The sequence below is a fragment of the Solwaraspora sp. WMMA2065 genome, assembly GCF_030345075.1.
Classification (GTDB): domain Bacteria; phylum Actinomycetota; class Actinomycetes; order Mycobacteriales; family Micromonosporaceae; genus Micromonospora_E.
In genome coordinates, this window is the sequence record NZ_CP128361.1 from 1,386,415 (window position 1) to 1,411,283 (window position 24,869).

The 24,869-nt window shown below is 70.4% G+C and carries 24 protein-coding genes; 14 read left to right on the forward strand and 10 right to left on the reverse strand.

Features of this window, described 5'->3' with window-relative positions:
* Positions 1-21: 21 nt before the first annotated feature.
* On the reverse strand, positions 22-891 hold the full coding sequence (locus O7610_RS06375; protein WP_123601502.1) for a PAC2 family protein: 870 nt from the start codon (positions 889-891) through the stop codon (positions 22-24).
* Between the two features lie 256 nt (positions 892-1,147).
* On the opposite strand from O7610_RS06375, the gene O7610_RS06380 reads away from it, so the two are divergent.
* Positions 1,148-1,906 carry a neutral zinc metallopeptidase gene (locus O7610_RS06380; RefSeq protein WP_281554806.1) on the forward strand — a complete coding sequence of 253 codons (759 nt, stop codon included), beginning with the start codon at positions 1,148-1,150 and terminating at the stop codon, positions 1,904-1,906.
* Between the two features lie 144 nt (positions 1,907-2,050).
* Entirely contained in the window at positions 2,051-2,707 is a 657-nt protein-coding gene (locus O7610_RS06385) for an HAD family hydrolase (RefSeq protein ID WP_475052813.1), read from the forward strand.
* Between the two features lie 42 nt (positions 2,708-2,749).
* Here the strand turns inward: O7610_RS06385 and O7610_RS06390 are convergent, their stop codons facing one another.
* The 5 genes from O7610_RS06390 to O7610_RS06410 form a co-directional block, all read right to left on the reverse strand.
* Positions 2,750-5,296, reverse strand: coding sequence for an ABC transporter permease (locus O7610_RS06390; RefSeq protein ID WP_281554807.1), 2,547 nt, complete (start codon positions 5,294-5,296; stop codon positions 2,750-2,752).
* Entirely contained in the window at positions 5,296-6,063 is a 768-nt protein-coding gene (locus tag O7610_RS06395; protein ID WP_289212807.1) for an ABC transporter ATP-binding protein, read from the reverse strand. The genes O7610_RS06390 and O7610_RS06395 overlap by 1 nt, the downstream gene beginning before the upstream one ends.
* 198 nt (positions 6,064-6,261) lie before the next feature.
* The gene (locus tag O7610_RS06400) at positions 6,262-6,960 is read right to left on the reverse strand and encodes a response regulator (protein WP_281554809.1); all 699 of its coding nucleotides are present in this window, start codon (positions 6,958-6,960) and stop codon (positions 6,262-6,264) included.
* Complete coding sequence (locus O7610_RS06405) at positions 6,957-8,255, reverse strand: sensor histidine kinase (protein ID WP_289212808.1); 1,299 nt, start codon at positions 8,253-8,255, stop codon at positions 6,957-6,959. Before O7610_RS06405 ends, O7610_RS06400 begins: the two co-directional genes overlap by 4 nt.
* Positions 8,256-8,320: 65 nt before the next feature.
* A complete protein-coding gene (locus O7610_RS06410) occupies positions 8,321-9,205 on the reverse strand; it encodes a RecB family exonuclease (protein ID WP_353850335.1) in 885 nt (294 codons plus the stop codon).
* A gap of 161 nt (positions 9,206-9,366) precedes the next feature.
* On the opposite strand from O7610_RS06410, the gene O7610_RS06415 reads away from it, so the two are divergent.
* Genes O7610_RS06415 through O7610_RS06425 form a run of 3 tightly spaced genes read left to right on the forward strand, consistent with a single transcriptional unit; the run spans position 9,367 to position 12,049 of the window.
* Positions 9,367-10,473, forward strand: coding sequence for a site-2 protease family protein (locus O7610_RS06415; protein WP_475054811.1), 1,107 nt, complete (start codon positions 9,367-9,369; stop codon positions 10,471-10,473).
* A complete protein-coding gene (locus O7610_RS06420; RefSeq protein WP_502959081.1) occupies positions 10,470-11,486 on the forward strand; it encodes a tRNA (adenine-N1)-methyltransferase in 1,017 nt (338 codons plus the stop codon). The genes O7610_RS06415 and O7610_RS06420 overlap by 4 nt, the downstream gene beginning before the upstream one ends.
* Positions 11,483-12,049, forward strand: coding sequence for a hypothetical protein (locus O7610_RS06425; protein WP_281554812.1), 567 nt, complete (start codon positions 11,483-11,485; stop codon positions 12,047-12,049). Before O7610_RS06420 ends, O7610_RS06425 begins: the two co-directional genes overlap by 4 nt.
* Before the next feature lie 68 nt (positions 12,050-12,117).
* Here the strand turns inward: O7610_RS06425 and O7610_RS06430 are convergent, their stop codons facing one another.
* On the reverse strand, positions 12,118-12,384 hold the full coding sequence (locus tag O7610_RS06430) for a ferredoxin (RefSeq protein WP_416555873.1): 267 nt from the start codon (positions 12,382-12,384) through the stop codon (positions 12,118-12,120).
* A gap of 268 nt (positions 12,385-12,652) precedes the next feature.
* Between O7610_RS06430 and arc the strand changes: the two genes are divergently transcribed.
* The 5 genes from arc (at position 12,653) to prcA (ending at position 18,351) form a co-directional block, all read left to right on the forward strand.
* Positions 12,653-14,434, forward strand: a complete 1,782-nt coding sequence (gene arc, locus O7610_RS06435; RefSeq protein ID WP_281554813.1) for a proteasome ATPase — start codon at positions 12,653-12,655, stop codon at positions 14,432-14,434.
* Positions 14,435-14,623: 189 nt separating this feature from the next.
* On the forward strand, positions 14,624-16,141 hold the full coding sequence (dop, locus tag O7610_RS06440) for a depupylase/deamidase Dop (RefSeq protein WP_348650078.1): 1,518 nt from the start codon (positions 14,624-14,626) through the stop codon (positions 16,139-16,141).
* 101 nt (positions 16,142-16,242) lie between these two features.
* On the forward strand, positions 16,243-16,458 hold the full coding sequence (locus O7610_RS06445) for a ubiquitin-like protein Pup (protein ID WP_123601515.1): 216 nt from the start codon (positions 16,243-16,245) through the stop codon (positions 16,456-16,458).
* A gap of 131 nt (positions 16,459-16,589) precedes the next feature.
* The gene (gene prcB / locus O7610_RS06450; RefSeq protein ID WP_278169020.1) at positions 16,590-17,429 is read left to right on the forward strand and encodes a proteasome subunit beta; all 840 of its coding nucleotides are present in this window, start codon (positions 16,590-16,592) and stop codon (positions 17,427-17,429) included.
* Positions 17,430-17,496: 67 nt separating this feature from the next.
* Entirely contained in the window at positions 17,497-18,351 is an 855-nt protein-coding gene (prcA, locus tag O7610_RS06455; protein WP_281554814.1) for a proteasome subunit alpha, read from the forward strand.
* Positions 18,352-18,396: 45 nt separating this feature from the next.
* Here prcA and O7610_RS06460 read toward each other — a convergent pair whose 3' ends face one another.
* From O7610_RS06460 to rfbB, 3 genes are all read right to left on the reverse strand, one after another.
* Positions 18,397-19,443 carry a glycosyltransferase family 2 protein gene (locus O7610_RS06460; protein WP_281554815.1) on the reverse strand — a complete coding sequence of 349 codons (1,047 nt, stop codon included), beginning with the start codon at positions 19,441-19,443 and terminating at the stop codon, positions 18,397-18,399.
* A gap of 86 nt (positions 19,444-19,529) precedes the next feature.
* Entirely contained in the window at positions 19,530-20,414 is an 885-nt protein-coding gene (gene rfbD / locus O7610_RS06465) for a dTDP-4-dehydrorhamnose reductase (protein WP_289212810.1), read from the reverse strand.
* Positions 20,411-21,397, reverse strand: coding sequence for a dTDP-glucose 4,6-dehydratase (gene rfbB, locus O7610_RS06470; protein ID WP_281554817.1), 987 nt, complete (start codon positions 21,395-21,397; stop codon positions 20,411-20,413). Before rfbB ends, rfbD begins: the two co-directional genes overlap by 4 nt.
* 207 nt (positions 21,398-21,604) lie before the next feature.
* On the opposite strand from rfbB, the gene rfbA reads away from it, so the two are divergent.
* The 4 genes from rfbA (at position 21,605) to O7610_RS06490 (ending at position 24,824) form a co-directional block, all read left to right on the forward strand.
* Positions 21,605-22,513, forward strand: a complete 909-nt coding sequence (gene rfbA / locus O7610_RS06475; protein ID WP_281554818.1) for a glucose-1-phosphate thymidylyltransferase RfbA — start codon at positions 21,605-21,607, stop codon at positions 22,511-22,513.
* Positions 22,513-23,136: a dTDP-4-dehydrorhamnose 3,5-epimerase family protein gene (locus O7610_RS06480; protein WP_281554819.1), complete on the forward strand. Its 624-nt coding sequence runs from the start codon at positions 22,513-22,515 to the stop codon at positions 23,134-23,136. Before rfbA ends, O7610_RS06480 begins: the two co-directional genes overlap by 1 nt.
* Before the next feature lie 90 nt (positions 23,137-23,226).
* Positions 23,227-24,585: a Pup--protein ligase gene (gene pafA, locus O7610_RS06485; protein ID WP_123601522.1), complete on the forward strand. Its 1,359-nt coding sequence runs from the start codon at positions 23,227-23,229 to the stop codon at positions 24,583-24,585.
* A 17-nt stretch (positions 24,586-24,602) separates the two neighbouring features.
* A complete protein-coding gene (locus O7610_RS06490; protein WP_289212811.1) occupies positions 24,603-24,824 on the forward strand; it encodes a hypothetical protein in 222 nt (73 codons plus the stop codon).
* Positions 24,825-24,869: the final 45 nt, after the last annotated feature.

A 24,869-nucleotide genomic window follows, 5' to 3' on the forward strand; every position in this document is an offset into this window, starting at 1 on the left:
GTCGGGTATCCGTCCGGCCGGTCACCACGAACCGGCTGTCGGGCCGGCCGACCCACCCCTGCGGCGCAGGTACTTCTCGAACTCCTGGGCGATCTCGTCACCGGTCAGCGGCTGGATACCAGCGTCGCCGACCCGTTCCTCCAACTCGCGGACATACTCGCCCAGCTCGGCGTCCTGCTCGGCGGTGGTCCGTACCCGGGCCTCCCACTTGGCCGCCTCCTCGGCCATGTCGGCCATCGGAACCGGCAGGTCGAGAACGTCCTCCACCCGGTGCAGCAGCGCCAGTGTCGCCTTCGGGCAGGGGGGGTTGTTGGCGTAGTGCGGCACGTGTACCCAGAACGAGACCGCGTCCACCTCCGCGCGGGCGCAGGCGTCCTGCAGCACTCCGACGATCCCGGTGGGACCGTCGTACCGGGTGGGGACGAGCTGGAGCCGCTGTGCCGCCTCCTTCTCCGACGCGGTCCCGCTGATCGGCAACGGCCGGGTGTACGGCACGTCGGCGAGCAGAGCGCCGAGCAGCACCACCCGGTTGACCTCCAGACTGTGGCACAGCTCCAGGACCTGTTCGCAGAAGGTACGCCAGCGCATGCTCGGTTCGATCCCGTGGATCAGCACCACGTCCCGGTCGGTGCCTTCCGGGCTGGCCACCATGAACCGGGTCGTCGGCCACTCGATACGGCGCGCGTCGCCGCTGGAGCCGGTAATGGTCGGCCGGCTGACCTGGAAGTCGTAGAAGTCCTCCGGGTCTAGCGCGGCGATCTCCCGGGCCTGCCAGACCTCCTGCAGGTGCTCGACGGCCGCGGTGGAGGCGTCCGCGGCGTCGTTCCAGCCTTCGAACGCGGCGATAGCCACCGGTGACCGCAGCACCGGCAGACCGTCGAACTCGGTCACCGGGCCTCCTCGCCGTCATACCGACCTGGCAGCATGCTCGCGGTCGTTGCGACTACTCGTCGACGTCTGGGTGCGGGGTAGTTGTCGTGCCTCACCCTGTCAGCCTACGTGCCGGCCGACGACCCGGCCCGGTGGCCGCGCCGGCTCCACCGTCGGCCTGATCCGCATACCGACGCCGTACGTATTGCGCAACTGGGGCAGCATGGACCGCAGACGGCCACGCGTCGCCGTCCGACAACTGAGCGAGGAGGCCGGTATGCGTCAGCCCGGCGACCGTGTCCGCAGCCGGTTTCAGCTGGTGGCGTTGTGTGCCGCCGTCGTCGCGGCGGCGGCCTGCGCCGCGGTGCCGCTGCCCGACGCCGGGCCGGGTGAACCCAACCAGCCGGCGGTGCCCGGGGGCGGTGCCACCGGGGCGGCCGACGGGTCACTCGACGGCACCGACACGGTCGAGGAGTTCGAGCAGGACATCGCGGGGGCCGAAGCTCTCGCCGACCAGTACTGGTCGCAGCGGTTCGCCGGGTTCGGCGCGGCGTTCGAGCCGATCGGGCAGGCGATCGCCTACCAACGCGACGGCGAACTGAGCTGCGGCGACCAGCTCATTCCGCGCAACAACGCGGTCTACTGCCTGACCAGCGGGTCCGAGTTCATCGCCTACGATGCGAACTGGGCATTCGATGTCTTCCAGACGGTCGGCGACTCGTTCCTGTTCTACCTCATCGGCCATGAATACGCGCACGGCATCCAGGTGCGGCTGGATCTGGAGTACCGGTTCAGCATCCAGCGGGAGCTGGCCGCCGACTGTCTGGCCGGGGCCTATCTCGGTGACTCGGTACGCGACGGCACGCTGCAGCTCGACGACGGTGACCTGGAGGAGTTCCAACGCGGTCTGGCGAGCGTGGCGGACGATCCCGACCAACCGTGGTTCGAGGAGGGCTCGCACGGCACCGCCGACCAGCGGAGCGCAGCCTTCTTCAACGGGTATGACCGGTCGCTGGCCGGGTGTGACCTGACCTGACTCACGCCGGCCGGCGACCTGCGCCGTCGCCGTCGCCGGCTGGGCGACAGCGCTGTGATCAGGCAGGATCGTGGGACAACCCGTCGTTCCCGGACCAGGGAGGTTCCGCTGAATACCCCGCCACCCGCCGCCGTCCTGTTCGACATGGACGGAACGTTGATCGACAGCGAGAAGCTCTGGGACGTGGCCCTGCGGGAGCTGGCCGTGCACTACGGCGGGCAACTGTCCGCCGAGGCGCGGTTGGCGATGGTGGGTTCGGACATGGCCACCACGATGGGGCTGCTGCATGAGGACCTGGACCAGCCGTGGCGGGACCCGGCGGCCGGCGCAGCCTGGCTGACCCGTCGGGTCACCGCCCTGTTCAGCGTCGGCCTACCGGCCCGGCCGGGCGCCTTCGAGCTGGTCCGGGCCGTCCGGGCGGCCGGCATCCGTACCGCGCTGGTCACCTCGACCGAACGTGCCCTGGTCGACGTGGCGCTGCACACCATCGGGCGGCACAACTTCGACGTGGTGTGCTGCGGCGACGAGGTGCCGGCGACCAAACCCGATCCGGCCCCGTACCTGGCCGCTGCAGCCGCCCTCGGCGTGTCGGCGACGGACTGCGTGGCGGTCGAGGATTCCCCGGCTGGGGTGGCCAGCGCGCACGCCGCCGGGGCGGCGGTGCTCGCGGTGCCGGCCGAGGCGGCGTTCCCGGTGCCGGACCGGGTCCAGGTACGGGCCAGTCTGTGCGACGTGACGGTGGCCGATCTGACCGCGCTGCTCGCCGCGTACCGGGCCGATCTGCCCGTGGCGGCCGGTTGACGGGCAGCCCGGTTCGGGCTGCCCGTCAACCGGCCTGGTCGGTCACTCGTGCGAGATCGCCTGCAGTACGTTCAACCGGGACGCCCGCCAGGCCGGCCACCAGGCAGCGACCACGCCGGCCAGCGCGGCGGCGACGACGAACCCGACGAGTTGGCCGACCGGCACGCTGACCACCGACAGCACGTCCTGGCTGCGCATTGCGAACGACGCGGCCAGTCCGAGCGCCACGCCCAACGCCACACCGAGCAGGCAGCCGAAGACCGCCATCAGCAGTGATTCGACGCGGACCATCCGGCGGACCTGGCGTCGGCTCATCCCTACCGCGCGTAGCAGCCCGAGTTCCCGGGTGCGTTCGTAGATGCTCAGCACCAGGGTGTTGACGATTCCGATGAAGGCCACCAGCACTGCGAGGGCCAGCAGTACGTAGAAGATGCTGAGCAGGATGTCGACCAGCTGGTTCTGCTGCTCGACGAAGCTGCTGCGGTCGCCGACCGTCACCAACGGGTAGTCGGCCATCAGCGCCTCGGTCTCGGCGACGATCCGCTGCACGTCGGCGTCCGGGGTGGTGGCGACGAACCCCTGGTAGGCCAGCGGCCCGGCGAGGTACTGCACCTGGGACTCGGGCAGGATCAGCCCGGCGGTGAGCGCGGTGCGGTAGACGCCGACGAGTTCGTAGGCCCGTTCGCCGCCACGCGGCATGTCGATGACGATGTCGTCGCCGACCGTCCATCCGTTGGATTGCGCGGTGTTCACGTCGACCACCGTCTCGCCGTCGCCGGCGTCGAGGCGGCCCTGTACGGTCTCGAGAGCGAACATCGGGCCGGCCTGTGACAGGTCGGTGGCGGAGATGAGCTGGTTGGGGCGGCCGTCGGCGGTCAGTATCGCGATGTGGTACGCGACGGTGCCGGTCACACCGTCGATCTCGGCTACCTGGTCGAGGCGTGCGGGATCGAAACCCTCCCGCCCGGTCGGCAGTTGCTGGCCGTTGGTCAAGATGATGATCTCGGCCCCGAGGCCGTTCTCCACCAGGTCGGTGGTGGTTGCCTTCAACGACGACCCGATCACCGCGATGGTGCTGACCAGGGTCACCCCGATCATCAGGGCAGCGGCGGTGACAGCGGTACGCCGCGGGTTGCGCAGCGTGTTGCGTCGGCCGAGACCGGTCGCCGTACCCCAGCTGACCAGGCGACCGACGGTGCCGGCCACCGGACGGGTGAGGGCGGGCGACAGCAGCGCCACGCCGATGATCGACAGCAGCACGCCACCGCCGAGCGCGACGGCGGTCAGCCCGGAGACACCGATCAGACCCACGGCCAGCAGCCCCGCGCCGAGCGCGGTGACCACCCCGCCGGTAGTGGTGAGCCCGGTCAGCGGCCGGTCCGGGCGGACCACGTCGCGCATCGCGGCCACCGGCGGAACCGCCGAGGCGCGGATCGCCGGAATCAACGCCGCGACCATGGTCATCAGTACACCGACCAGGTAGGACGCCAGGATCGCGACCGGTGAGACGATCAACCCGCCAGCGGGCAGCGACAGCGCTTCGACCGCCAGGAACTGCAGGCCGGCGGCGACGCCGATGCCGGCGGCCAGGCCGAGGGTGGCCGCGATCACGCCGACGACCAGCGCCTCGATCAGCACCGCCGAGGTGACCTGGGCCCAGCTGGCACCCAGTGCCCGGAGCAGGGCCAGCTCGCGGGACCGCTGCGCGACCAGGATGTTGAACGTGTTGAAGATCAGGAACATGCCGACCAGCAACGCGATCAGCGCGAACCCGAGGAAGAACCAGTTGACGAAGGTCAGCAGCTGGGTGAACTGGGACGCCTGCTCGTCGGCGAGCTCTGCGCCGGTCACCGCCTCGAACCCGGCGGGCAGCTCGTCGGCCACCAGCCGCTTGAGCTCGTCGTCGGTGACACCGGGGTCGGCGGTCAACTGTGCCGTGCCGAACACCCCGGCCTCGCCGTAGAACAACTGCTGTGCCTGTGGTACGGTGAAGGCGACCAGTGTCTCGCCACCGAGGGTGGACCTGCCCCCGCTGTACTCCAGCAGGCCCACCACGTCGTACTCGCTGGCCTGGTAGGCGCTGGAGACGTACACCCGGAGCTGGTCGCCGACCGTGACGCCGGCCTGCTCGGCGGTCAACCGGGTCACCGCGACCTCGTCGTCGGCGCTGGGCGTGCGTCCCTCGGCGATTTGGAGCAGCGCGTCGTCGTCGCCGGCGGCGGTCAGGCCGATGCCCAGCTGCGGTGCCTGGCTCGGCACCGCCTTGCCGTCGGCGGCCCGGAACGGGATCACCCCGGTAGAGCTGGCGTCACCGGTCACCGACGCCACCCCGTTGACAGCGGCGATGCGATTCAGGTCAGCGTCGGTCAGCAGCGGCGGCTCCGCTTGCTGACCGGCCGTGTCGGCCGCCTGCACCTGTACGGCGACGTCCGCGTTGACGGTCTGGAAGAGCCGTTCGAAGCGGCTGCTCAAGCTGTCGGTGAGCACCGTGGCGCTGGAAACGAACAGCACCCCGAGGACGATCGCCACTGCGGACAGCACCAGCCGCAGTTTGCGGGAGAGCAGACTCTTCAACGTGGCGCGCAGCATCAAACCTGCTCCTGCTCGATCGCCGCGACGTCGAGGCCCTTCAGCCGGTCGAGGACCGCCTCGGCGGTCGGCTGCTGTAGCTCGTCGACGATACGGCCGTCGGAGAGGAAGACGACGCGGTCGGAGTAGGAGGCGGCGACCGGGTCGTGGGTGACCATGACGATGGTCTGCTGGTGGTCGCGTACCGAGTTGCGTAGGAAGCCGAGGACGTCGGCGCCGGCGCGGGAGTCGAGGTTGCCGGTCGGTTCGTCGGCGAAGACGACGTCGGGGCGGGCGACGAGGGCGCGGGCACAGGCGACCCGCTGCTGCTGGCCGCCGGACAGTTGGGTGGGTCGGTGGTGCAGGCGGTCACGCAGGCCGACGGTGTCGATGACGGTGTCGAACCAGGCGGGGTCGGGTTTGCGGCCGGCGATCGCCATGGGCAGCAGGATGTTCTCCTCGGCGGTGAGCGTGGGGAGGAGGTTGAACTGCTGGAAGATGAAGCCGAGCTTGTCCCGGCGGAGTCTGGTCAGCCCGGTGTCGTTGAGTCCGGTGACAGTGGTGTCGCCGATGGTGATGGTGCCGCGGGTGACGGTGTCGAGCCCGGCGAGGCAGTGCATCAAAGTGGACTTGCCCGAGCCGGACGGCCCCATGATGGCGGTGAACCGGGCGGGTTCCAGGTCGAGGGTGACGCCGTGCAGGGCGATCACCTGGGCTTCGCCGGTGCCGTACACCTTCCACACGTCGGCTGCCCGGGCGGCTGGTCCGGTCGCTGTCGTCGTTGTCACGTCGGAGACTCCTACCGTTGTTGTCTGCCGCCAACGGTATGTTCCGGTCGCCCTGCCCGGGTCCTGCCCGGGAACGGTTCACCACTCCGCCCGTGACGGGGGCGCTCCTCCGACCTGAGAATGATCCCGGCGGGCCGGACTCATCCGCCAGGGCAGGCTCGGGCCGGACTCATCCGCCAGGGCAGGCTCGGGCCGGACTCATCCGCCAGGGCGGACCAGGCCGGACTCGTACGCCAGCACCACGGCCTGGACCCGGTCCCGCAGTCGGAGTTTGGTCAGCACGTGTCCGACGTGGGTCTTGATGGTGGTTTCGCTGACCGACAGGGTGCTGGCGATCTCGGCGTTGGACAGTCCTCGGGCCATCTGAATGAGCACTTCACGTTCCCGTTCGGTGAGCACGTCCAGCGCCTTCGGCGGCGCCGCGTCCGGATCGGGCAGGGTGAGCGCGAACTTGTCCAACAGCCGGCGCAGGATCCGGGGAGCCACCACGGCCTCACCGACCGCTACTGTCCGGATGGCGGCCACCAGGTCCTCGGCGGGCACGTCCTTGGCCAGGAAGCCGCTGGCACCGGCGCGCAGCGCCCCCACCACGTACTCGTCGAGGTCGAAAGTGGTGAGGATGAGGACCCGGACCGGCAGCCGGGCGTCGACGATCGCCCGGGTCGCCGCCACCCCGTCCATCCGGGGCATCCGGATGTCCATCAGCACGACGTCGGGCAGGAGCCGGCGGGCCAGGTCGACGGCTTCCGCCCCGTCCGCCGCCTCGCCGACGATGTCCAGGTCGTCCTCGGCGCCGAGGACCATCCGGAATCCGGTGCGCAGCAGCGGTTGATCGTCGGCGAGCAGGATCCGGACCGGACGGGTGGTGGACGGCGCGGCGATGCCGGGTTCGGTCACGGTGCTCCTTGTCGGGTAGCCGCCCCCAGCTGCTCCATCGGCAGCTTGGCGTAGATGCGGAAGCCGCCGCCCGGGCGCGGGCCGGTCCGCAGCGTGCCACCGTACAGGGCCACCCGCTCCCGCATTCCGACCAGACCGTGCCCGACCCGGCCGCGGTCCGGACCGGGACCGCGGCCGGTGTCGAACACCTCGACGATCAGCCAGTAGACGCCGAAGCTGAGCCGCACCTCGGCGGTTGCCGCTCCGGCGTGCTTGAGCGCGTTGGTGAGCGCCTCCTGGACGATCCGGTAGAGGGTCAGCGTCACGCCGGGATCCAGGTCCCCGGGTACCCCGTCGATCCGCAGGGTCACCGGCAGACCCGCCTCGCGGATCTGCTCGACCAGGGACTCGATGCCGCCGAGCCCTGGCTGCGGGGTGAGCTCGGCGTCGGCCGGTTCGGCGTCGGTGCGCAGGACGTCGAGCAGCCGACGCATCTCCCGTAGCGTGCTGCGGCTGGTGTCGGCGATGGTGCCGAGCGCCTCGTCGGCGGCGGCCGGGTCGCGGTGCAGCACCCGACGGGCACCGGTGGCCAGCACCCCCATGACGCTGACGTGGTGGGCCACGACGTCGTGCAGCTCCCGGGCGATCCGCCGCCGTTCGTCGGCGACCGCCTGGTCCGCGGCCGCCCGCTGGTTCTCCTCGGCCACCCGGGCGCGTTCGGCCAGCGTCCGCGTCGCCGACCGACGGGCGTGCACGGTCCGCCCGATGAAGAAGGCGACCAGCATGGTCAGTCCGTTGACGAACAGCAGGTACAACCGGGAGATTCCCGGCATTTCGGCACCCTGTGGCAGCGCCGCGTTGACGGTCAGCACCGGCAGCCACAGTACGGCGGTGGCGACGACCGCCGGGCGCAGCGCCAGCCAGCAGGCCGCGGTGTAGGTCAGGATCATCAGGGCGAGCGCCATGCTCACCGGTTCGTGGCCGGTCAGCAGCGGGACGGCCACCATCGCGGCGCTGGCCAGCACGGCCGGCCAGACGACGACCCGGCGTGCCGCGATCGGCGCCGCCGCGATCAGGCTCCAGCCGACGACGGCCGGCCAGCCGAGGTTCGGGCCGGGCTGACCGGTCGGCCCGAGCGCCTGGAGGGCCAGATCGACCCCGACGACCGTGGCGGCGAGCAGGCCGTCGCGGGCCAGCACCGGCGGCACCGGTCCGGTCGTGCCGGCGCCCCGGGCCGTACGCCACCACCGCCACCACCACCGCCACCACCGCGACCCGTGCGGTCCGGTGGACCGGTCCGGCTCGGTGGGCTCCATGTCGCGACGGTATCCGGTACGGCGGTGGCGTCGCGCCCACCACGGTGCGAACCTGGTCTCCTCCCTCAGGAGGAGACCAGGTCCTGCGCCAGGTCGGGAAAGGGCGGCGGGGTCCCGCCATACACCGGGCAGTACGCCTGGTAGCTGCACCAGTCGCAGAGCCGGCTCTGTTTGGGGCGGAAGTCCCGGCTCTCGGTGGCCTGCAGGATCGCCCGCCACAGCGCCAGGACGGTGCGTTCGAACCGCTGCAGCTCCTCGGCGTCCGGCGTGTAGTCGCAGATCTCGGCGTCGCGCAGGTACAGCAGCCGGAGCACCCGGGGGACGACGCCACGGGTACGCCACAGCACCAGAGCGTAGAACTTGAGCTGGAACAGCGCCCGGGACTCGAACGCCTCTCGGGGGGCACCGCCGGTCTTGTAGTCGACCACCCGCAGGTCCCCGGCGGGGGAGACGTCCAGCCGGTCGATGTAGCCGCGGATCAGCAGCTGCCCGTCGACCACCGCGTTGACCAGGCTCTCCCGTTCGGCCGGTTCCAGCCGGCGGGGATCCTCGACGGTGAAGTAACCGTCGAGCAGGTGTCGGGCGGCGGCCAGGAACTCGTCCAGCTCCGGGCGGCCCGCCTGCTCGTCCGGCGTCGGCTCCGCCGGCCCGGTGGTGACGACGTCGGCCAGCGTCGGGTCGGTGTCCAGCAGCCGTTGCCACTGCGGGGCGACCAGGTCGGCGGCCGCCGCCGGGGTGCGCTGGTCGGCCGGCAGATCGAACAGACGCTCCAGGACGGCGTGGACCAGGGTGCCCCGGGCCTGGTCGACGGTGGTTCGCTCGGGCAGCCGGTCGATGCTGCGGAACCGGTACAGCAGCGGGCAGGTCTTGAAATCGGCCGCCCGCGACGGCGACAACGTGGCCAGCCGGGGTGGTTCGACGTCGGGCGCGATGTCCGGGCCGATTGTCATGCACGCAGGGTATGGCACCGCTGTGACAGTCCGGCCGGCGGCGCGGCGACAAACCGTGCGCGCCGGCCGGTACGGCGTTCCGTAGCATCAACCCGATGGAGGACACCGCGAAACGCCCCGACCGGCGCCCTGACCGGCGGCCGGGGATCAGCCTCGGCCGGGTGCTCGGCTTCCCGGTGCACCTCCACACCTCGGTGCTGTTCCTGGCGATCCTGGTCACCGTGCTGTACGGCGAGTTCGTCCGCACCCAGTTGGACGTGCCGCAGCCGGCCCGCTACGCGGTCGGCCTGGGCTTCGTGGTCTGCCTGCTCGGTTCGGTGCTGCTGCACGAGCTGGGGCACGCGTTGACCGCCCGCCGCTACGGCATCGGGGTCCGCGGGATCACCCTGGAGATGCTCGGCGGCTACACCGAGATGGACCGGGACGCCCCGACCCCCAAGGTCGACCTGCTGGTGTCGCTGGCGGGTCCGGCGGTGTCGCTGGTCCTGGGCCTGGTCTCGGTGGTGGCGACCGTGCTGCTGCCGGACCGTACGTTGATCAACCAGTTGGCGTTCCAGTTGGCGGCGGCGAACCTGCTGGTGGCGGTGTTCAACGCGTTGCCGGGGCTGCCCCTAGACGGCGGGCGCGCGCTGCGTGCCGCGGTCTGGGCGGTGACCAGGGACCGCCACGTCGGCACCGAGGCCGCCGGTTGGGTCGGTCGGGCCGTTGCGGCGGGCACCGCCGGCCTGGTGGTGCTGCTCACGCTGGCCGGTATCCTGTCCCCGTTCGGGCTGATCTTCATGCTGCTGGTGGCGTTCACCCTCTGGCAGGGTGCCGGCCAGTCGATCCGGGTCGCGCGCATCGGCCGCCGGTTCCCACTGGTCGACCTGGCGGCGCTCGCCCGGCCGGTCTTTCCGGTGCCGAGCGGGACGCCGTTGGCTGAGGCGCAGCGCCGGGTCGCCGGCGCCCACCCGGCGCAACCGGGTGGGCGGGAGCCGGCCATGGCGGTGACGAACTCGTTCGGCCGGTTGGTGGCGCTGGTGGACCGGGCTGCGGCCGCTGCGGTTCCGCCGGAGCGCCGTCCGTGGGTGGCGGTCGACACCGTCGCGCGCGGTATCGACGGGGTCCGCCGGATCCCGGTCGACCTCACCGGCGAGCAGGTGGTCCGTACCGTGCAGGAACATCCGGGCGCGCAGTACCTGGTGACCCGGGGCGAGGACGTGATCGGCGTGCTGCACGTCGCCGATCTGGCGCAGTTGTTGGAACCGACCCGAAAGATGAGCCAGTGACCCCTCCGCCGACCGCCGTGGCATCCGGCGATGTCAGTACCACGCCGATCTCCACCCGGCGTGGCCCCTTCCAGCCGGGCGACCGGGTGCAGTTGACCGACCCGAAGGGGCGTATGCACACCGTCACGCTCGCTGCCGGTCGGTCGTTCCACACCCATCGCGGTGCCCTGTCGCACGACGAGTTGATCGGCCTGCCCGAAGGCAGCGTGGTGACGTCGGCCGGCGGTACCGCGTACCTCGCGCTGCGGCCGCTGCTGGCCGACTACGTGCTGAGCATGCCGCGCGGGGCTCAGGTGATCTATCCGAAGGACGCCGCTCAGATCGTGGCGATGGGTGATGTGTTCCCGGGGGCCCGGGTGCTGGAGGCCGGTGCCGGGTCGGGCGCGCTGACCTGTTCGCTGCTGCGCGCCGTCGGCACCGACGGTGAGGTGCACTCGTACGAGGCCCGGGCGGACTTCGCCGAGGTGGCCCGGGCGAACGTGCAGGCGTTCTTCGGCGGCCCGCACCCGGCCTGGCGGCTGCACGTCGGTGACGTCGCGTCCTGCCCGGAGGTCGGCTTCGACCGGATCATCCTGGACATGCTGACGCCGTGGGAGGTGCTGGACCTGGTGGCCCGGGCGTTGCTGCCCGGCGGGGTCTTCGTCGGCTACGTCGCCACCACGCCGCAGCTGAGCGAACTGGTCGAGGCGTTGCGCGCCGCCGGCGGGTTCACCGAGCCTCGGGCGTGGGAGTCGTTGGTGCGGGACTGGCATGTCGACGGGTTGGCGGTGCGGCCCGACCACCGGATGATCGGGCATACCGCGTTTCTGGTGTCGGCCCGCCGGTTGGCACCGGGGGTCAGCGCGCCGCCGCGGCGGCGCAAGCCGAGCAAGGGAGCGGAGGCGTACGCGGCGCGCCGCCGGGACCAGACCGGTGCGCCGGTGCCGCCCGACGCCGCCGGTCCGGCGTCACCCGACCGGGCCGAAGGGCCGGCCCCGTCGCTGGGCACGGTGGCCGGGACGGGGCCGGCATGAGCCGGCCCGCGTTCGGTGGTGGCGAGTTGCCGGCGGTCTTCCCCGACTGGTCGCCCTATCCGGACCTGGACGCGGCCAGCCGGGCGTACCTGCGGGACCCGGACGTCGCGCTGGAGGCGCTCGGTGGCGTACTGGCGGGCGCCGAGGTTCTCGCCTTCACCCTCGAGCGGTTCGTCAACGAGGTCAACGGGGTCTGGCAGGAGGTGGCGATCTGCGACGGCAGCCGGATGGTCCTGTGGCACGGTGAGGACGTCCCGCCGGGGGACGGGCCGGTCGGGTCGATGACGTCGTCGTTACGGGTGGTGCCGTTGTCCACGGTCACCGAGGTCGGCTGCCGCCGTCGGCTGACCCGTACGCCGAACGGGCAGATCCGGGTGGACAGCGTCGACGTCTACCTGCTGCTCAGTTCGCAGGACGAGACGCAACCCGAGGAGCATCTCGGCCCCCGGCACGACGCGCTGCGGTTCGGCAAGACGCTCGACGACGGTGGTTCGGGGCAGATCGCGCGGCTCGAGGAGTTCGCCCGGGTGGTCGCCTCGGTGGCGGGCCGGCCGCTGCTGTGATGTGGGTCACCCATCGCAGGTAGGTGGCCGTACCGGCGGGCAGCGAGCCGTACCGGTAGACCGGGTGGCTAGCCGGCGTCCGGTCCGGACACCTCGGTCTGGTCGTCCGCGCGGACCACGTGGATGCACTCGCCGGGGCAGTCCTTGGCCGCGTCGATCACGTCGAGCCGCAGCCGTTCGGGGACGGCGACCCGGGCGCCCTCGGCGACCTGCAGTTCCCCGGAGGCGTCCTTGACGTAGGCGAGCCCGTCGATGTCGAACTCGAAGACGTCCCGGGCGTACTGCACGCACAGCCCGTCTCCGGTGCAGAGGTCCTGGTCGACCCAGACCTGCAGCTCCGTGTCGGTTGATGCCGTTTCGCCCGGCTCTCCGGGGGACCGGGTCTCGGTCGGGGTCGTCACCGCGCACCTCCCTGGGTCGTGCCCGTCCTCGCGTCCCGACGGTACCCGACACGCCGTGGGACCGGCCGGCCAGGCGTCCGTCGGCCGCTTGTGACGTGCCCGAGCGATCAAGGTTGTGGGACGACTGTGTTGCGTGGGTTCGAAACGTCCGGCAAACGGCTAGTGTTAGGGCAGTACGTTTTAGCCCCCGGGGAGGTGGGACGTGGCACGCAGCGACGACGCGGATTCGCGCGCCGCACGGTGGGAGAAGGAGGCCCACGATCTCTCCACCCAGGTCGCGTTTCTTCAAGAGGAACTCGCTCTGGTGCGGCGCAAGTTGACCGAAAGCCCCCGACACGTGCGGCAGCTCGAGGAACGGCTGGCGGCAGCGCAGGCGCAGCTGGCCCGACTGACCGAGAACAACGAACGGCTCGTGGCGACCCTCAAGGAAGCCAGGGCCCAGATCGTCACGCTCAAGGAGGAGATCGACCGGCTGGCGCAACCGCCCAGCGGGTACGGCGTCTTCCTGGCCCGACACGCGGACGGCACGGTGGACGTCTTCACCGGTGGCCGGAAGCTACGGGTGGCGCTCTCTCCCTCGTTGGACGCCGACGAGCTCCAACGCGGCCAGGAGGTCCTGCTCAACGACGCGCTCAACGTGGTCGACGCGTTCGGCTACGAGCGGGTCGGTGAGGTGGTGATGCTCAAGGAACTCCTCGACAATCCGACCGGCGAGCCGAGTGACCGTGCCCTGGTCATCTCGCACGCCGACGAGGAGCGGGTGGTGCATCTGGCGCAGACGCTGGTCGGCAGCGCGCTGCGGGCTGGCGACTCGCTGATGATCGAGCCGCGGTCGGCGTACGCCTACGAGCGGATACCGAAGAGCGAGGTCGAGGAGCTGGTGCTGGAGGAGGTGCCGGACGTCGACTACACCGACATCGGCGGCCTGCACGCCCAGATCGAGCAGATCAGGGACGCGGTCGAGCTGCCGTTCCTGCACGCGGAGCTGTTCCGTGAGCACCATCTGCGTCCACCGAAGGGCATCCTGCTCTACGGTCCGCCCGGGTGCGGCAAGACGCTGATCGCCAAGGCGGTGGCCAACTCGCTGGCCAAGAAGATCGCCGAGCGGCGGGGTGAGGAGAAGCACACCAGCTTCTTCCTCAACATCAAGGGCCCGGAGCTGCTCAACAAGTACGTCGGTGAGACCGAGCGGCACATCCGGCTGATTTTCCAGCGGGCCCGGGAGAAGGCCGGCGAAGGTACCCCGGTGATCGTGTTCTTCGACGAGATGGACTCGGTCTTCCGGACCCGGGGCTCCGGTGTCTCCTCGGACGTGGAGAACACCATCGTTCCGCAGCTGCTGAGCGAGATCGACGGGGTCGAGGGCCTGGAGAACGTGATCGTGATCGGTGCCTCCAACCGGGAGGACATGATCGATCCCGCGATCCTGCGGCCCGGCCGGCTGGACGTCAAGATCAAGATCGAGCGTCCGGACGCCGAGGCGGCCAAGGACATCTTCTCCAAGTACATCCTCACCGGGCTGCCGCTGCACCCGGACGACCTCACCGAGCACGGCGACGATCCGCAGGCCACCGTGGCAGCCATGATCGACGCCGTGGTGCTGCGGATGTACTCGGAGACCGACGAGAACCGGTTCCTCGAGGTGACCTACGCCAACGGGGACAAGGAGGTCCTGTACTTCAAGGACTTCAACTCCGGCGCGATGATCCAGAACATCGTCGACCGGGGCAAGAAGATGGCGATCAAGGAGTTCCTCACCTCCGGGCGCAAGGGTCTGCGGCTGCAGCACCTGCTCGACGCGTGCGTCGACGAGTTCCGGGAGAACGAGGACCTGCCGAACACCACCAACCCGGACGACTGGGCCCGGATCTCCGGTAAGAAGGGGGAACGGATCGTCTACATCCGTACCCTTGTCTCCGGCGGCAAGGGCGCGGAGGCCGGCCGGTCGATCGAGACGGCCAGCAACACCGGGCAGTACCTCTGACCACGGTCCGGTGTCCCGCACCCCGTTTCGGGGTGCGGGACACCGGTTACGCGGCGCGACTCGACCGCGCCGCGGGACCGGTGTCCGACGCGCCCCGCGTGACCACGCGGACACGCCAACGTCCGGTTCCGTCGGTGCGCGGACTACGCTCGACATGACGGGCGCCGACGGAAGCGATGAGGTAACGGCATGAGTGTGCGGCGGATCATGGGCACCGAGGTGGAGTACGGCATCTCCGTGCCCGGCCAGCCCGGAGCCAACCCGATGGTCACCTCCTCACAGGTGGTCAACGCCTACGGTGCCCGACCCGAACTGAACCGGGGCGGCCGGGCCCGGTGGGACTACGAGGAGGAATCGCCGCTACGTGACGCCCGCGGCTTCACCTACTCGGGGGCCGCCTACGACCCGGCGGAGGCCCTCGCCGACGAGGATCTCGGCCTGGCCAACGTGATCCTCACCAACGGTGCCCGGCTCTACGTCGACCACGCCCACCCCGAGTACTCCACCCCCGAGGTCACCAACCCGCTGGACCTGGTCCGGTGGGACAAGGCGGGGGAGCGGGTCATGGCGGAGGCGGCCCGCCGCGCGGCGACCATCCCCGGTTCGCACCCCATCCAGCTGTACAAGAACAACACCGACAACAAGGGCGCCAGCTACGGCTCCCACGAGAACTACCTGATGCGTCGGCAGACACCGTTCGCCGACATCGTGGCGTACCTGACGCCGTTCTTCGTCACCCGGCAGATCGTCTGCGGGGCGGGTCGGGTCGGCATCGGCCAGGACGGCTCCCAGACCGGGTTCCAGATCTCCCAGCGGGCCGACTTCTTCGAGGTCGAGGTCGGCCTGGAAACCACGCTGAAGCGGCCGATCATCAACACCCGGGACGAACCGCACGCCGACGCCGACAAGTACCGCCGGCTGCACGTGATCATCGGCGACGCCAACCTTTCGGAGATCTCCACCTACCTGAAGGTCGGCACCACCTCGTTGATCCTGACCATGATCGAGGAGAAGGCGCTCGGCGCCGATCTCGGCATCGCCGACCCGGTGGCCGAGCTCAAGGCGGTGAGCCACGACCCGTCCCTGGCGCATCTGATGCGGCTGCGCGACGGCCGCCGGCTCACTGCGCTCGACCTGCAGTGGGCGTTCTACGAACGGGCCAGGGCGTTCGTCGACGACCGGTACGGTACCGACCTCGACGAGGCCACGGCCGACGTGCTGGACCGCTGGGAGGACGTGCTCGACCGGCTGGGACGGGATGTGATGTCCTGCGCGCAGGAGCTGGACTGGGTCGCGAAGCTGCGGCTGCTCGACGGCTACCGGGAGCGGGAAGGGCTCACCTGGGCCTCGCCGAAACTGCAGCTGGTCGACCTGCAGTACGCCGACGTGAGGCCGGAGAAGGGCCTCTACCACCGCCTGGTGGGTCGGGGAGCGATGCGTACCCTGCTCGACGACAGCGCCACCCGCGCCGCGATGGTCGAGCCGCCACCGGACACCCGGGCCTACTTCCGGGGCCGGTGCCTGGCGCAGTACGCCTCCGAGGTGGTCGCCGCCAGCTGGGACTCGGTCATCTTCGACGTGGGCCGGGAGTCGCTGGTCCGGGTGCCGATGATGGAGCCGGAGCGGGGGACTCAGGTCCACGTGGGCGACCTGTTCGACCGGTGCGCCAGCGCGAAGGACCTGCTGGAGGTGCTCACCGGAGGCTGAGCCGGCCAGGTTCGCTTGGCGCGAACGTGGCCGACGCCGGCCGGTTCCGTCGCCACCGCGAGGTAAGTTTCACCTAGGCGATCGTGTGGAGGAGGCACCTGATGGCTACCCGTGACAGCGGCGGTCAGTCCCAGTCCGGCAAGTCCCGCCGGGCCGAGGAAGTCGACGAGACGGTCACCGAGACGGATCCGGAGGCCGCGCAGCGGCACGCCGAGATCACCGAGGACGTCGATGACCTGCTCGACGAGATCGACTCGGTGCTCGAAGAGAACGCCGAGGAGTTCGTCCGCGGCTACGTACAGAAGGGCGGCGAGTAGCTCGCCGGCGGTGAAGATCGCACCCACCGGGTGCGCACGCTAGTCTGCTTCAACACACCGGTGGCCTCGACCGGCGCCGTGCCGGCACGGGCGGCCCGGTCAGGCGATCACGTTATGCAGAGAGGGACCACGTGGCAGCGGGATTCGATCCATCCGGACGCCTTCCGGACGTGTTCACCAACGCGGGAACGTCCTCCTTCACCCAGTTCCTGGCGTCGGCCGCACCGGATCTGCTGCCGGGGCGCCGCCCACTGCCGCCCGGGCTGTCCGCGGACGTCGGCCCGCACGCCACGACGATCGTCACGCTCGTCACCGCCGAAGGCGTGGTGATGGCCGGTGACCGCCGGGCGACAATGGGCAACCTGATCGCCAACCGGGACATCGAGAAGGTGCACCCCGCTGACGCCTACTCGCTGATCGGCATCGCCGGCACCGCCGGCATCGGCATCGAGCTGATGCGGCTGTTCCAGGTCGAGCTGGAGCACTACGAGAAGATGGAGGGCGCCGTCCTCTCCCTGGACGGCAAAGCGAACCGCCTCGCGTCGATGATCCGCAACAACCTCGGTGCCGCGCTGCAAGGGCTGGCCGTGGTGCCGCTGTTCGCCGGGTTCGACCTGGCCGCGACCGATCCGGCCGAGGCCGGCCGGATCTTCAGCTTCGACGTCACCGGCGGTCCGTACGAGACCACCGGTTTCGACGCGATCGGCTCCGGGTCGCTGTTCGCGAAGGCGGCTCTGAAGAAGCGGTACCGTTCCGGGCTGAGTAGCGCCGACGCGGTCCGTCTCGCGGTGGAGGCGCTGTACGACGCCGCCGACGACGACACCGCCACCGGCGGCCCGGATCTGACCCGCCGGATCTTCCCGGTGGTGATGACCGCGACGGCGGCCGGCACCCACCGGCTCACCGACGCCGAGTCGGCCCAGATCGCCGAGGCGGTCGTCGCCGCGCGTACCGAGAATCCGGGCGGCTGAACCCGCGAGCGCCGACTTGTCTCGTCCGCTGTAGTCGTTACCACCTGGTCGAAGGAGAGCCGCCGCCGTGGCAATGCAGTTTTACGCCTCGCCCGAGCAGATCATGCGGGACCGTTCCGAGCTCGCCCGCAAGGGCATCGCCCGGGGCCGTAGCGCGCTGGTGCTGAGCTTCGAGGGCGGTGTGCTGTTCGTCGCCGAGAATCTGTCCAGCGCCCTGCACAAGGTGAGCGAGATCTACGACCGGATCGGGTTCGCCGCCGTCGGCCGATACAACGAGTTCGAGAATCTGCGCCGGGCCGGGGTGCGGATGGCCGACCTGAACGGCCTCAGCTACGACCGTCGCGACGTGACCGGGCGGGCGCTGGCCAACGCGTACGCGCAGACCCTCGGGTCGATCTTCACCGAGCAGTCGAAGCCGTTCGAGGTGGAGATCTGCGTTGCTGAGGTCGGGCTGGAGCCGGCTGCTGACGAGATCTACCGGCTGACCTACGACGGCTCGGTCACCGACGAGCCGGGGTGGATGGCGATGGGCGGTCATGCCGAGACGATCGCCGGTGTGTTGCGAACCGACCATCGGGCCGACATGTCGCTGTCCGACGCCGTCGGGCTGGCGGTGCGGGCCCTCGCCGAAGTGGGCGGTGAGAACGGCGCGACCCGCAGCATCGCCGCCAACCAGTTGGAGGTGGCGGTGCTCGACCGCCGCCGCCGTGGCCGGACCTTCCGCCGGATCGCCGGCGCCGCGTTGACCGCGCTGCTCGACGGGGGTGCCGCCACCTCGGCGGACGAGCCCTCGTCGGCAGAAGCAGGCAGGTCCGGCGGTCCCCGGGTGCCCGAGTCGACGCCGGGAAAGCCGACTTCCTCGGCCGCCTCCGCCGACCTGGAGGATGCCGCCGGCGATTCGGGCCCCACCGAACAGGACTGACCGGGCGCGGTGTGCCGCGCCAGGGCGGCGCTTCGGCCTGGTGCGTCACACCCAGTGTCGTACCGTCCGCCAGTACGCCGCCAGCATCGCGTTGAGTACCTTCCTGCCCGGCGGGTCGATCAGCGGGGTGTCCAGCCGATCGGCGAGGACTCGCATCCACACCCGGTCCGGGACGGTCCGCTCGGCCTGCAGCTGTGCCCGGCGCTGGCGCAGGTGACTGCGGTGCTGCCACAGCCACCGGTAGCCGCGGAGCTTGTCGGGCAGCCAGCCCTGTCGGGCGGCCAGCACCAGCACCGCCAACTCCAGAGCCAGCAGTGGCGGGCCGAGCAGCACCAGCGACCGCCCTCCCCACACCGTGGCCACGAACATCACTCGGTTGCGTTCGACAAGGTAGAACTTGAAGCTGTTGCGGCTGAACTCGTAGCGGTGCAGCGCCACCGCGTCCGGCACGTTGACCACTCGCAGCCCGACCCGCCAGGTTCTGATCGACAGGTCCGCGTCCTCGTGGTACGCGAAGTAGTGCGGGTCGAAGCCCCCCAGCCGGTCCCAGTGCGCCCGGCGGGTCATCAGGCAGGCACCCATCGCACCGGCGGTCTCGGTCGGTTCGGTGCGGGTCTCCCGCTCCCGGAATCCGCCGATCCAACTCAACCCGAGCACGTGCACCTCGTTGCCGCGAGAATTGAGCAGGTCCGGCTCGTCGGCCAGGCGGACCGCGCCGGCGGCGATGCCGACGCTCGGGTCCGCGAGCTCCTCCACCAGCCGGGCGACGGTGGTCGGCTCGACCACCGCGTCGCCGTTGACCAATGCCACGTACTCGCCGACGGCGGCGGCCACGCCGACGTTGCAGCCGGCGGAGAAGCCGACGTTGCGGCCGTCGCCGACCACCGTGACGCCGGGAACCTCACGCAGCACGGTGACATCGTCGGTGGTGCACCCGTTGTCGACCAACACCACGTCGACGTCGACCTTGACCGAGGCGAGCAGGGCTTCCACCGATCGGCGCAGCAGCGGTTCCGCGCCCCAGGCCAGCACGACGGCACTGACCCGGGGCAGGCCGGACGGCGTACGGAATTCACTACTATTTTCCGACATGTCGGTTTCTCTCCTGGGCCGGGGGAATCCGGGCGCCTCTGACGCGGCGTGCCTGTCCTGCCGGCTGGACCGGCGGCCCGGACAGGTCAGCCGCCGAACGCCGGGTCGCGCAACGCGGTGGAGAGCATGCTCCGCCAGTCTGCCATGACCGGTAGGCCGGCGCGCGCCCAACGTTGATGTCCGAGCACCGAGTACGTCGGTCGGGCGGCGGGCCGACGGAAGTTGGCACTGGTGGTGGGACGGATCCGCGTCGGGTCGAGGCCGCGCAGCGCGAACGCCTCCCGGGCCAGCCCACACCAGGTCGTCTGCCCGCTCGCCGTTCCGTGGTAAAACCCGGCGCTCGCCGTGCCGGCGACCGCCGCCGCGGCGAGCGCGACCAGCTGGTTGGCCAGGGCGTACGACCAGGTCGGCTGACCATGCTGGTCATCGACGACCTCGAGGTGCTCCCGCTCGCCGGCCAGCCGCAGCATGGTCGCGACGAAGTTGGGTCCGTGTGCCCCGTAGAGCCACGCGGTCCGGACCACGTAGCCGCGCTCCGGCAGCAGCCGGGCGACGGCCTGTTCACCGACGAGCTTGCTGCGACCGTACGCGTTGACAGGTGAGGTCGGGGCATCCTCCGGGTACGGGGAGGTGCCGTCGCCGGCGAACACGTAATCGGTGGAGACGTGCACCAGGTGCGCCCCACGGTCGGCGCAAGCCTGGGCCAGATGCGCCACGGCGGTGCCGTTGACGGCGGTGGCGGCTTCCTCAGCCGCCTCCGCGCCGTCCACGTCGGTCCACGCTGCGGCGTTGATCACTACCTGATGCCCGTCGACGGCGGCAGCGACCGCCGCCGGGTTGGTGATGTCCAAATCGGTACGGGTCAGCGCGGTCACCGACCGGGTGTCCGGGTGGTCGGCCAACGCGGCCAGCAGGTCCCGCCCCAGCATCCCACCGGCACCGGTGACCAGCCACCGGTCTGCGGCGGTCACGACGACGCCACAGGCTTCTTCAGCGGCTCCCACCAGGGCCGGTTCTCCCGGTACCAGCGGACCGTGTCGGCCAGTCCTTCGTCCAGCGTGACACTCGGGGTGTAGCCCAGCTCGTGGGAGATCTTGCTGATGTCCAGCGAGTAGCGCCGGTCGTGTCCCTTACGGTCGGTGACCGGGACGACCCGTTCCCACCCCACCCCACAGGCGTCCAGTAGCCGGGCGGTGAGCTCCTTGTTGGTCAGTTCGGTCCCGCCGCCGATGTGGTAGACCTCGCCGGCGCGCCCGCCGGCGGCGACCAGCGTGATGCCCACGCAGTGGTCCCGCACGTGCAGCCAGTCCCGGACGTTGCCGCCGTCGCCGTACAGCGGCACCGTACCGCCGTCCAGCAGGTTGGTGACGAACAGCGGGATGACCTTCTCCGGGAACTGGTACGGCCCGTAGTTGTTGGAGCAGCGAGTCACCACGACGTCCATGCCGTGTGTCCGGTGGTAGGCCAGGGCCACCAAGTCGGAGCCGGCCTTGGACGCGGAGTACGGTGAGTTCGGCGACAACGGCCAGTCCTCGGTCCACGACCCTTCGTCGATCGACCCGTACACCTCGTCGGTCGAGACGTGCACGAACCGGTCCGTCCCGTGGCGCAGCGCCGCGTCGAGCAGAGTCTGGGTGCCCACCACGTTGGTGGTCACGAACTCCGCGGCACCGGTGATCGACCGGTCAACGTGCGACTCGGCGGCGAAGTGCACCACCATGTCGTGTCCGGCGAGTGCTCGGTCGACGGCGGCGGCGTCGCAGATGTCCGCTTGGACGAAGGCAAACCGTGGGTCGTCACGGACCGGGGCCAGGTTGGCGAGATTGCCGGAGTAGGTCAGATTGTCCAGCACGGTCACCGTAGCCGGACTGACCGGGGCGTTCGGATCGGTGAGCAGCATCCGGACGAATTCGGATCCGATGAAGCCGGCACCGCCGGTGACGAGGACTCTCACAGGTCCGGGAGTCTACGGGACACCGGCGCCGTCGGCCCAGGGGATCGCCGGTGACGGCTTTCCGACGATGTCCTCGCCGGTCCCGGCAATGGACTGGTGCACGACCGGCCGAGCGGATGTCGGACGAAGGGCCCGACATCCGTGACCGGCCCGTAGAGGGAGCCCGTTGACGGTTGCTGTGGGTGGTTAGGCCGGTAGGCTCCCGCCGTGCGTGGAATCCTACTCGCTGGCGGTACCGGATCTCGGCTCTGGCCGATCACTCGCGCCGTGTCGAAACAGCTCATGCCGGTCTTCGACAAGCCGATGATCTACTACCCGCTCGCCACCCTGATCATGTCCGGCATCCAGGAGATCCTGGTCGTGACCACACCGGAGGATCAACCGCAGTTCCGACGACTGCTCGGCGACGGAGCGCAGTTCGGGCTGAGGCTGAGCTACCGGGCGCAGCCCCGGCCGGAAGGCATCGCCCAGGCATTCGTGCTCGGCGCGGACTTCATCGGCGATGAGTCCGTCGCGTTGATCCTTGGCGACAACATCTTCCACGGCATCGGTCTGGGCCGGAAGCTGTCCGACCACGCCGACCTCACCGGCGGCCTGATCTTCGCCTACCCGGTGGCCAACCCCGAGGCGTACGGCGTGGTCGACTTCGACGCCGCCGGCCGGGTCCTGTCGATCGAGGAAAAGCCGAAGCGGCCGCGGTCGCGCTATGCGGTGCCCGGCTTGTACTTCTACGACAACCAGGTGGTGGAGATCGCCGCAGGGCTGAAACCGAGCGACCGCGGCGAGCTGGAGATCACGGCGGTCAACGAGGCGTACCGCCGGGCCGGTCAGCTGTCGGTGACCGTGCTGGACCGGGGAACGGCCTGGCTGGACACCGGCACGTTCAATTCGATGATGCAGGCCGCCGAGTTCGTCCGGGTGATCGAGGAACGCCAGGGCATGAAGATCGGCTGCGTCGAGGAGTCCGCCTGGCGCGCCGGCCTGATCGACGACGATCAGCTGTGCGCCCTCGCCGAGCCGCTGACCAAAAGCGGTTACGGCAGCTACCTGCTGAGCCTGATCGAGGAGCGCAACGACCACCGGTTGTCCGAAGCCGGTCCGGCCGAGGAGGCCTGATGAAGATCCGGGAGCTCGAGATCGAGGGCGCCTGGGAGGTCACCCCGCAGCAGCACGGTGACCCGCGCGGGCTGTTCATGGAGTGGTACCGCTTCGACCACCTGGCCGGGGCGGTCGGGCATCCGCTGCGGCTGGCCCAGGGCAACCTGTCGGTCTCGGCGTATGGCGTGGTCCGGGGCATCCACTTCGCCGACGTGCCGCCTGGCCAGGCCAAGTACATCAGCTGCGTACGGGGCGCGGTGGTCGACGTGATCGTGGACCTGCGGGTCGGTTCACCGACGTTCGGCCGGTGGACGGCGGTGCGGCTCGACGACGTGGACCGCCGCGCGGTCTACCTCAGCGAAGGACTCGGGCACGGGTTCTGCGCGATGTCCGACGACGCCACCCTGAACTATTTCTGTTCGACCACCTACAACCCGCGCGCGGAGCACGGCGTACATCCTCTCGACGCCGACCTGGCCATCGACTGGCCGGTCGCCGCGCCGCAGCTGTCCGCCCGCGACGATGCGGCCCCGACACTGGCCCAGGCCCGCGCCGACGGCCTGCTGCCGGACTACGGCCGCTGTCGGGAGTTCGCTGCCCGGCTCTCCGCCGGCGAGTCGCCGTACGCGCCTGGCCAATAACTCTGCGCGAAAGCGACCTGTCGGGCGTCGTTCGCCCGACAGGTCGCCCGAGACTGACCACGGAGCCCTCGGGGCGGCTAATGTCTGGTCATGGAACGGCGAATCTTCGGGCTCGAAACCGAGTACGGTGTCACCTGCACCTACCGCGGCCAGCGGCGGCTGTCGCCGGACGAGGTGGCGCGCTACCTGTTCCGCCGGGTGGTCTCCTGGGGGCGGTCCAGCAACGTCTTCCTCCGCAACGGGGCCCGGCTCTACCTCGACGTCGGATCCCACCCGGAGTACGCCACCCCGGAGTGTGACTCGGTCACCGACCTGGTGGCGCACGACCGGGCCGGCGAGCGGATCCTCGAAGGGCTGCTGGTGGACGCCGAGAAGCGGCTGCACGACGAGGGCATCGCCGGCGAGATCTACCTGTTCAAGAACAACACCGACTCGGCCGGCAACTCGTACGGCTGCCACGAGAACTACCTCGTGTCCCGGCACGGCGAGTTCGGTCGGCTGGCCGACGTGCTGATCCCGTTCCTGGTCACCCGGCAGCTCATCTGCGGCGCCGGCAAGGTCCTGCAGACGCCGCGCGGGGCGGTCTACTGCCTTTCCCAGCGGGCCGAGCACATCTGGGAGGGCGTCTCCTCGGCGACCACCCGGTCCCGGCCGATCATCAACACCCGCGACGAACCGCACGCCGACGCCGAGCGGTACCGCCGGCTGCACGTCATCGTCGGCGACTCCAACATGAACGAAGTGACCACGCTGCTCAAGGTCGGTAGCGCGGACATCGTGCTGCGGATGATCGAAGCCGGCGTCGTCATGCGGGACCTGTCGTTGGAGAACCCGATCCGGGCGATCCGCGAGGTCTCCCACGACATCACCGGCCGGCGCAAGATCCGCCTCGCCTCCAACAAGGAGGTCAGCGCGCTGGAGATCCAGCAGGAGTACCTGGCCCGGGCGACCGAGTTCGTCGAACGCCGGGGCGGCGACCAGACCGCCAAACGGGTCGTCGAGCTGTGGGGCCGGGCACTGCGGGCGGTCGAGACCGGCGACCTGGACCCGGTCGCCCGGGAAATCGACTGGGTGACCAAGTTGAAGCTGATCGAGCGCTACCAGCGCAAGCACGATCTGCCGCTGTCCCATCCGCGGGTCGCCCAGATGGATCTGGCGTACCACGACCTGCGCCGCGGCCGCGGGCTGTACGCGTTGCTGGAGCGGCGCGGCCAGGTCGACCGGGTGGCCACCGACCCGGAGATCTTCGAGGCGAAGGAGACACCGCCGCAGACCACCCGGGCCCGGCTGCGCGGGGAGTTCATCCGGCACGCCCAGGAGAAGCGGCGGGACTTCACCGTCGACTGGGTCCACCTCAAGCTGAACGACCAGGCCCAGCGCACCGTGCTGTGCAAGGACCCGTTCCGGGCCTACGACGAGCGGGTGGAGCGGCTGATCGCGAGCATGTGACGGTAGGCTCACGGACGATGGTTGACCCCACCCGCGACGATCCCGCGCCGCCGACGACCGCCCCCGGCCGGCCGAGTCCGTTTCCCCGGACCGAGACCTGGCTCGAGCGACGGCGCAACAAGATCGCCGCAGAGATCGCCCGCAACCGCCGCGGTGACTACACCGTGCCGACCTGGGTGCTCGCCACGGCGTTGGCGCTCATCCTGGGTGCCTGGGCGGTCCTGATCATCGTCAGCTGAGCCGGTGCCGCCGGGTCGGCCGTCGCCGCCGGCCAGTGCTGTCGG

Coding starts and splice junctions, on each gene's coding strand:
- O7610_RS06380 (WP_281554806.1), top strand. CDS start 1,148: ATGCGTCAGCCCGGCGACCGTGTCCGCAGCCGGTTTCAGCTGGTGGCG.
- O7610_RS06405 (WP_289212808.1), bottom strand. CDS start 8,255: ATGGAGCCCACCGAGCCGGACCGGTCCACCGGACCGCACGGGTCGCGG.
- O7610_RS06385 (WP_475052813.1), top strand. CDS start 2,051: ATGGACGGAACGTTGATCGACAGCGAGAAGCTCTGGGACGTGGCCCTG.
- O7610_RS06390 (WP_281554807.1), bottom strand. CDS start 5,296: ATGCTGCGCGCCACGTTGAAGAGTCTGCTCTCCCGCAAACTGCGGCTG.
- pafA (WP_123601522.1), top strand. CDS start 23,227: ATGGAACGGCGAATCTTCGGGCTCGAAACCGAGTACGGTGTCACCTGC.
- O7610_RS06460 (WP_281554815.1), bottom strand. CDS start 19,443: ATGTCGGAAAATAGTAGTGAATTCCGTACGCCGTCCGGCCTGCCCCGG.
- O7610_RS06445 (WP_123601515.1), top strand. CDS start 16,243: ATGGCTACCCGTGACAGCGGCGGTCAGTCCCAGTCCGGCAAGTCCCGC.
- O7610_RS06425 (WP_281554812.1), top strand. CDS start 11,483: ATGAGCCGGCCCGCGTTCGGTGGTGGCGAGTTGCCGGCGGTCTTCCCC.
- dop (WP_348650078.1), top strand. CDS start 14,624: ATGAGTGTGCGGCGGATCATGGGCACCGAGGTGGAGTACGGCATCTCC.
- O7610_RS06490 (WP_289212811.1), top strand. CDS start 24,603: ATGGTTGACCCCACCCGCGACGATCCCGCGCCGCCGACGACCGCCCCC.
- O7610_RS06480 (WP_281554819.1), top strand. CDS start 22,513: ATGAAGATCCGGGAGCTCGAGATCGAGGGCGCCTGGGAGGTCACCCCG.
- O7610_RS06410 (WP_353850335.1), bottom strand. CDS start 9,205: ATGACAATCGGCCCGGACATCGCGCCCGACGTCGAACCACCCCGGCTG.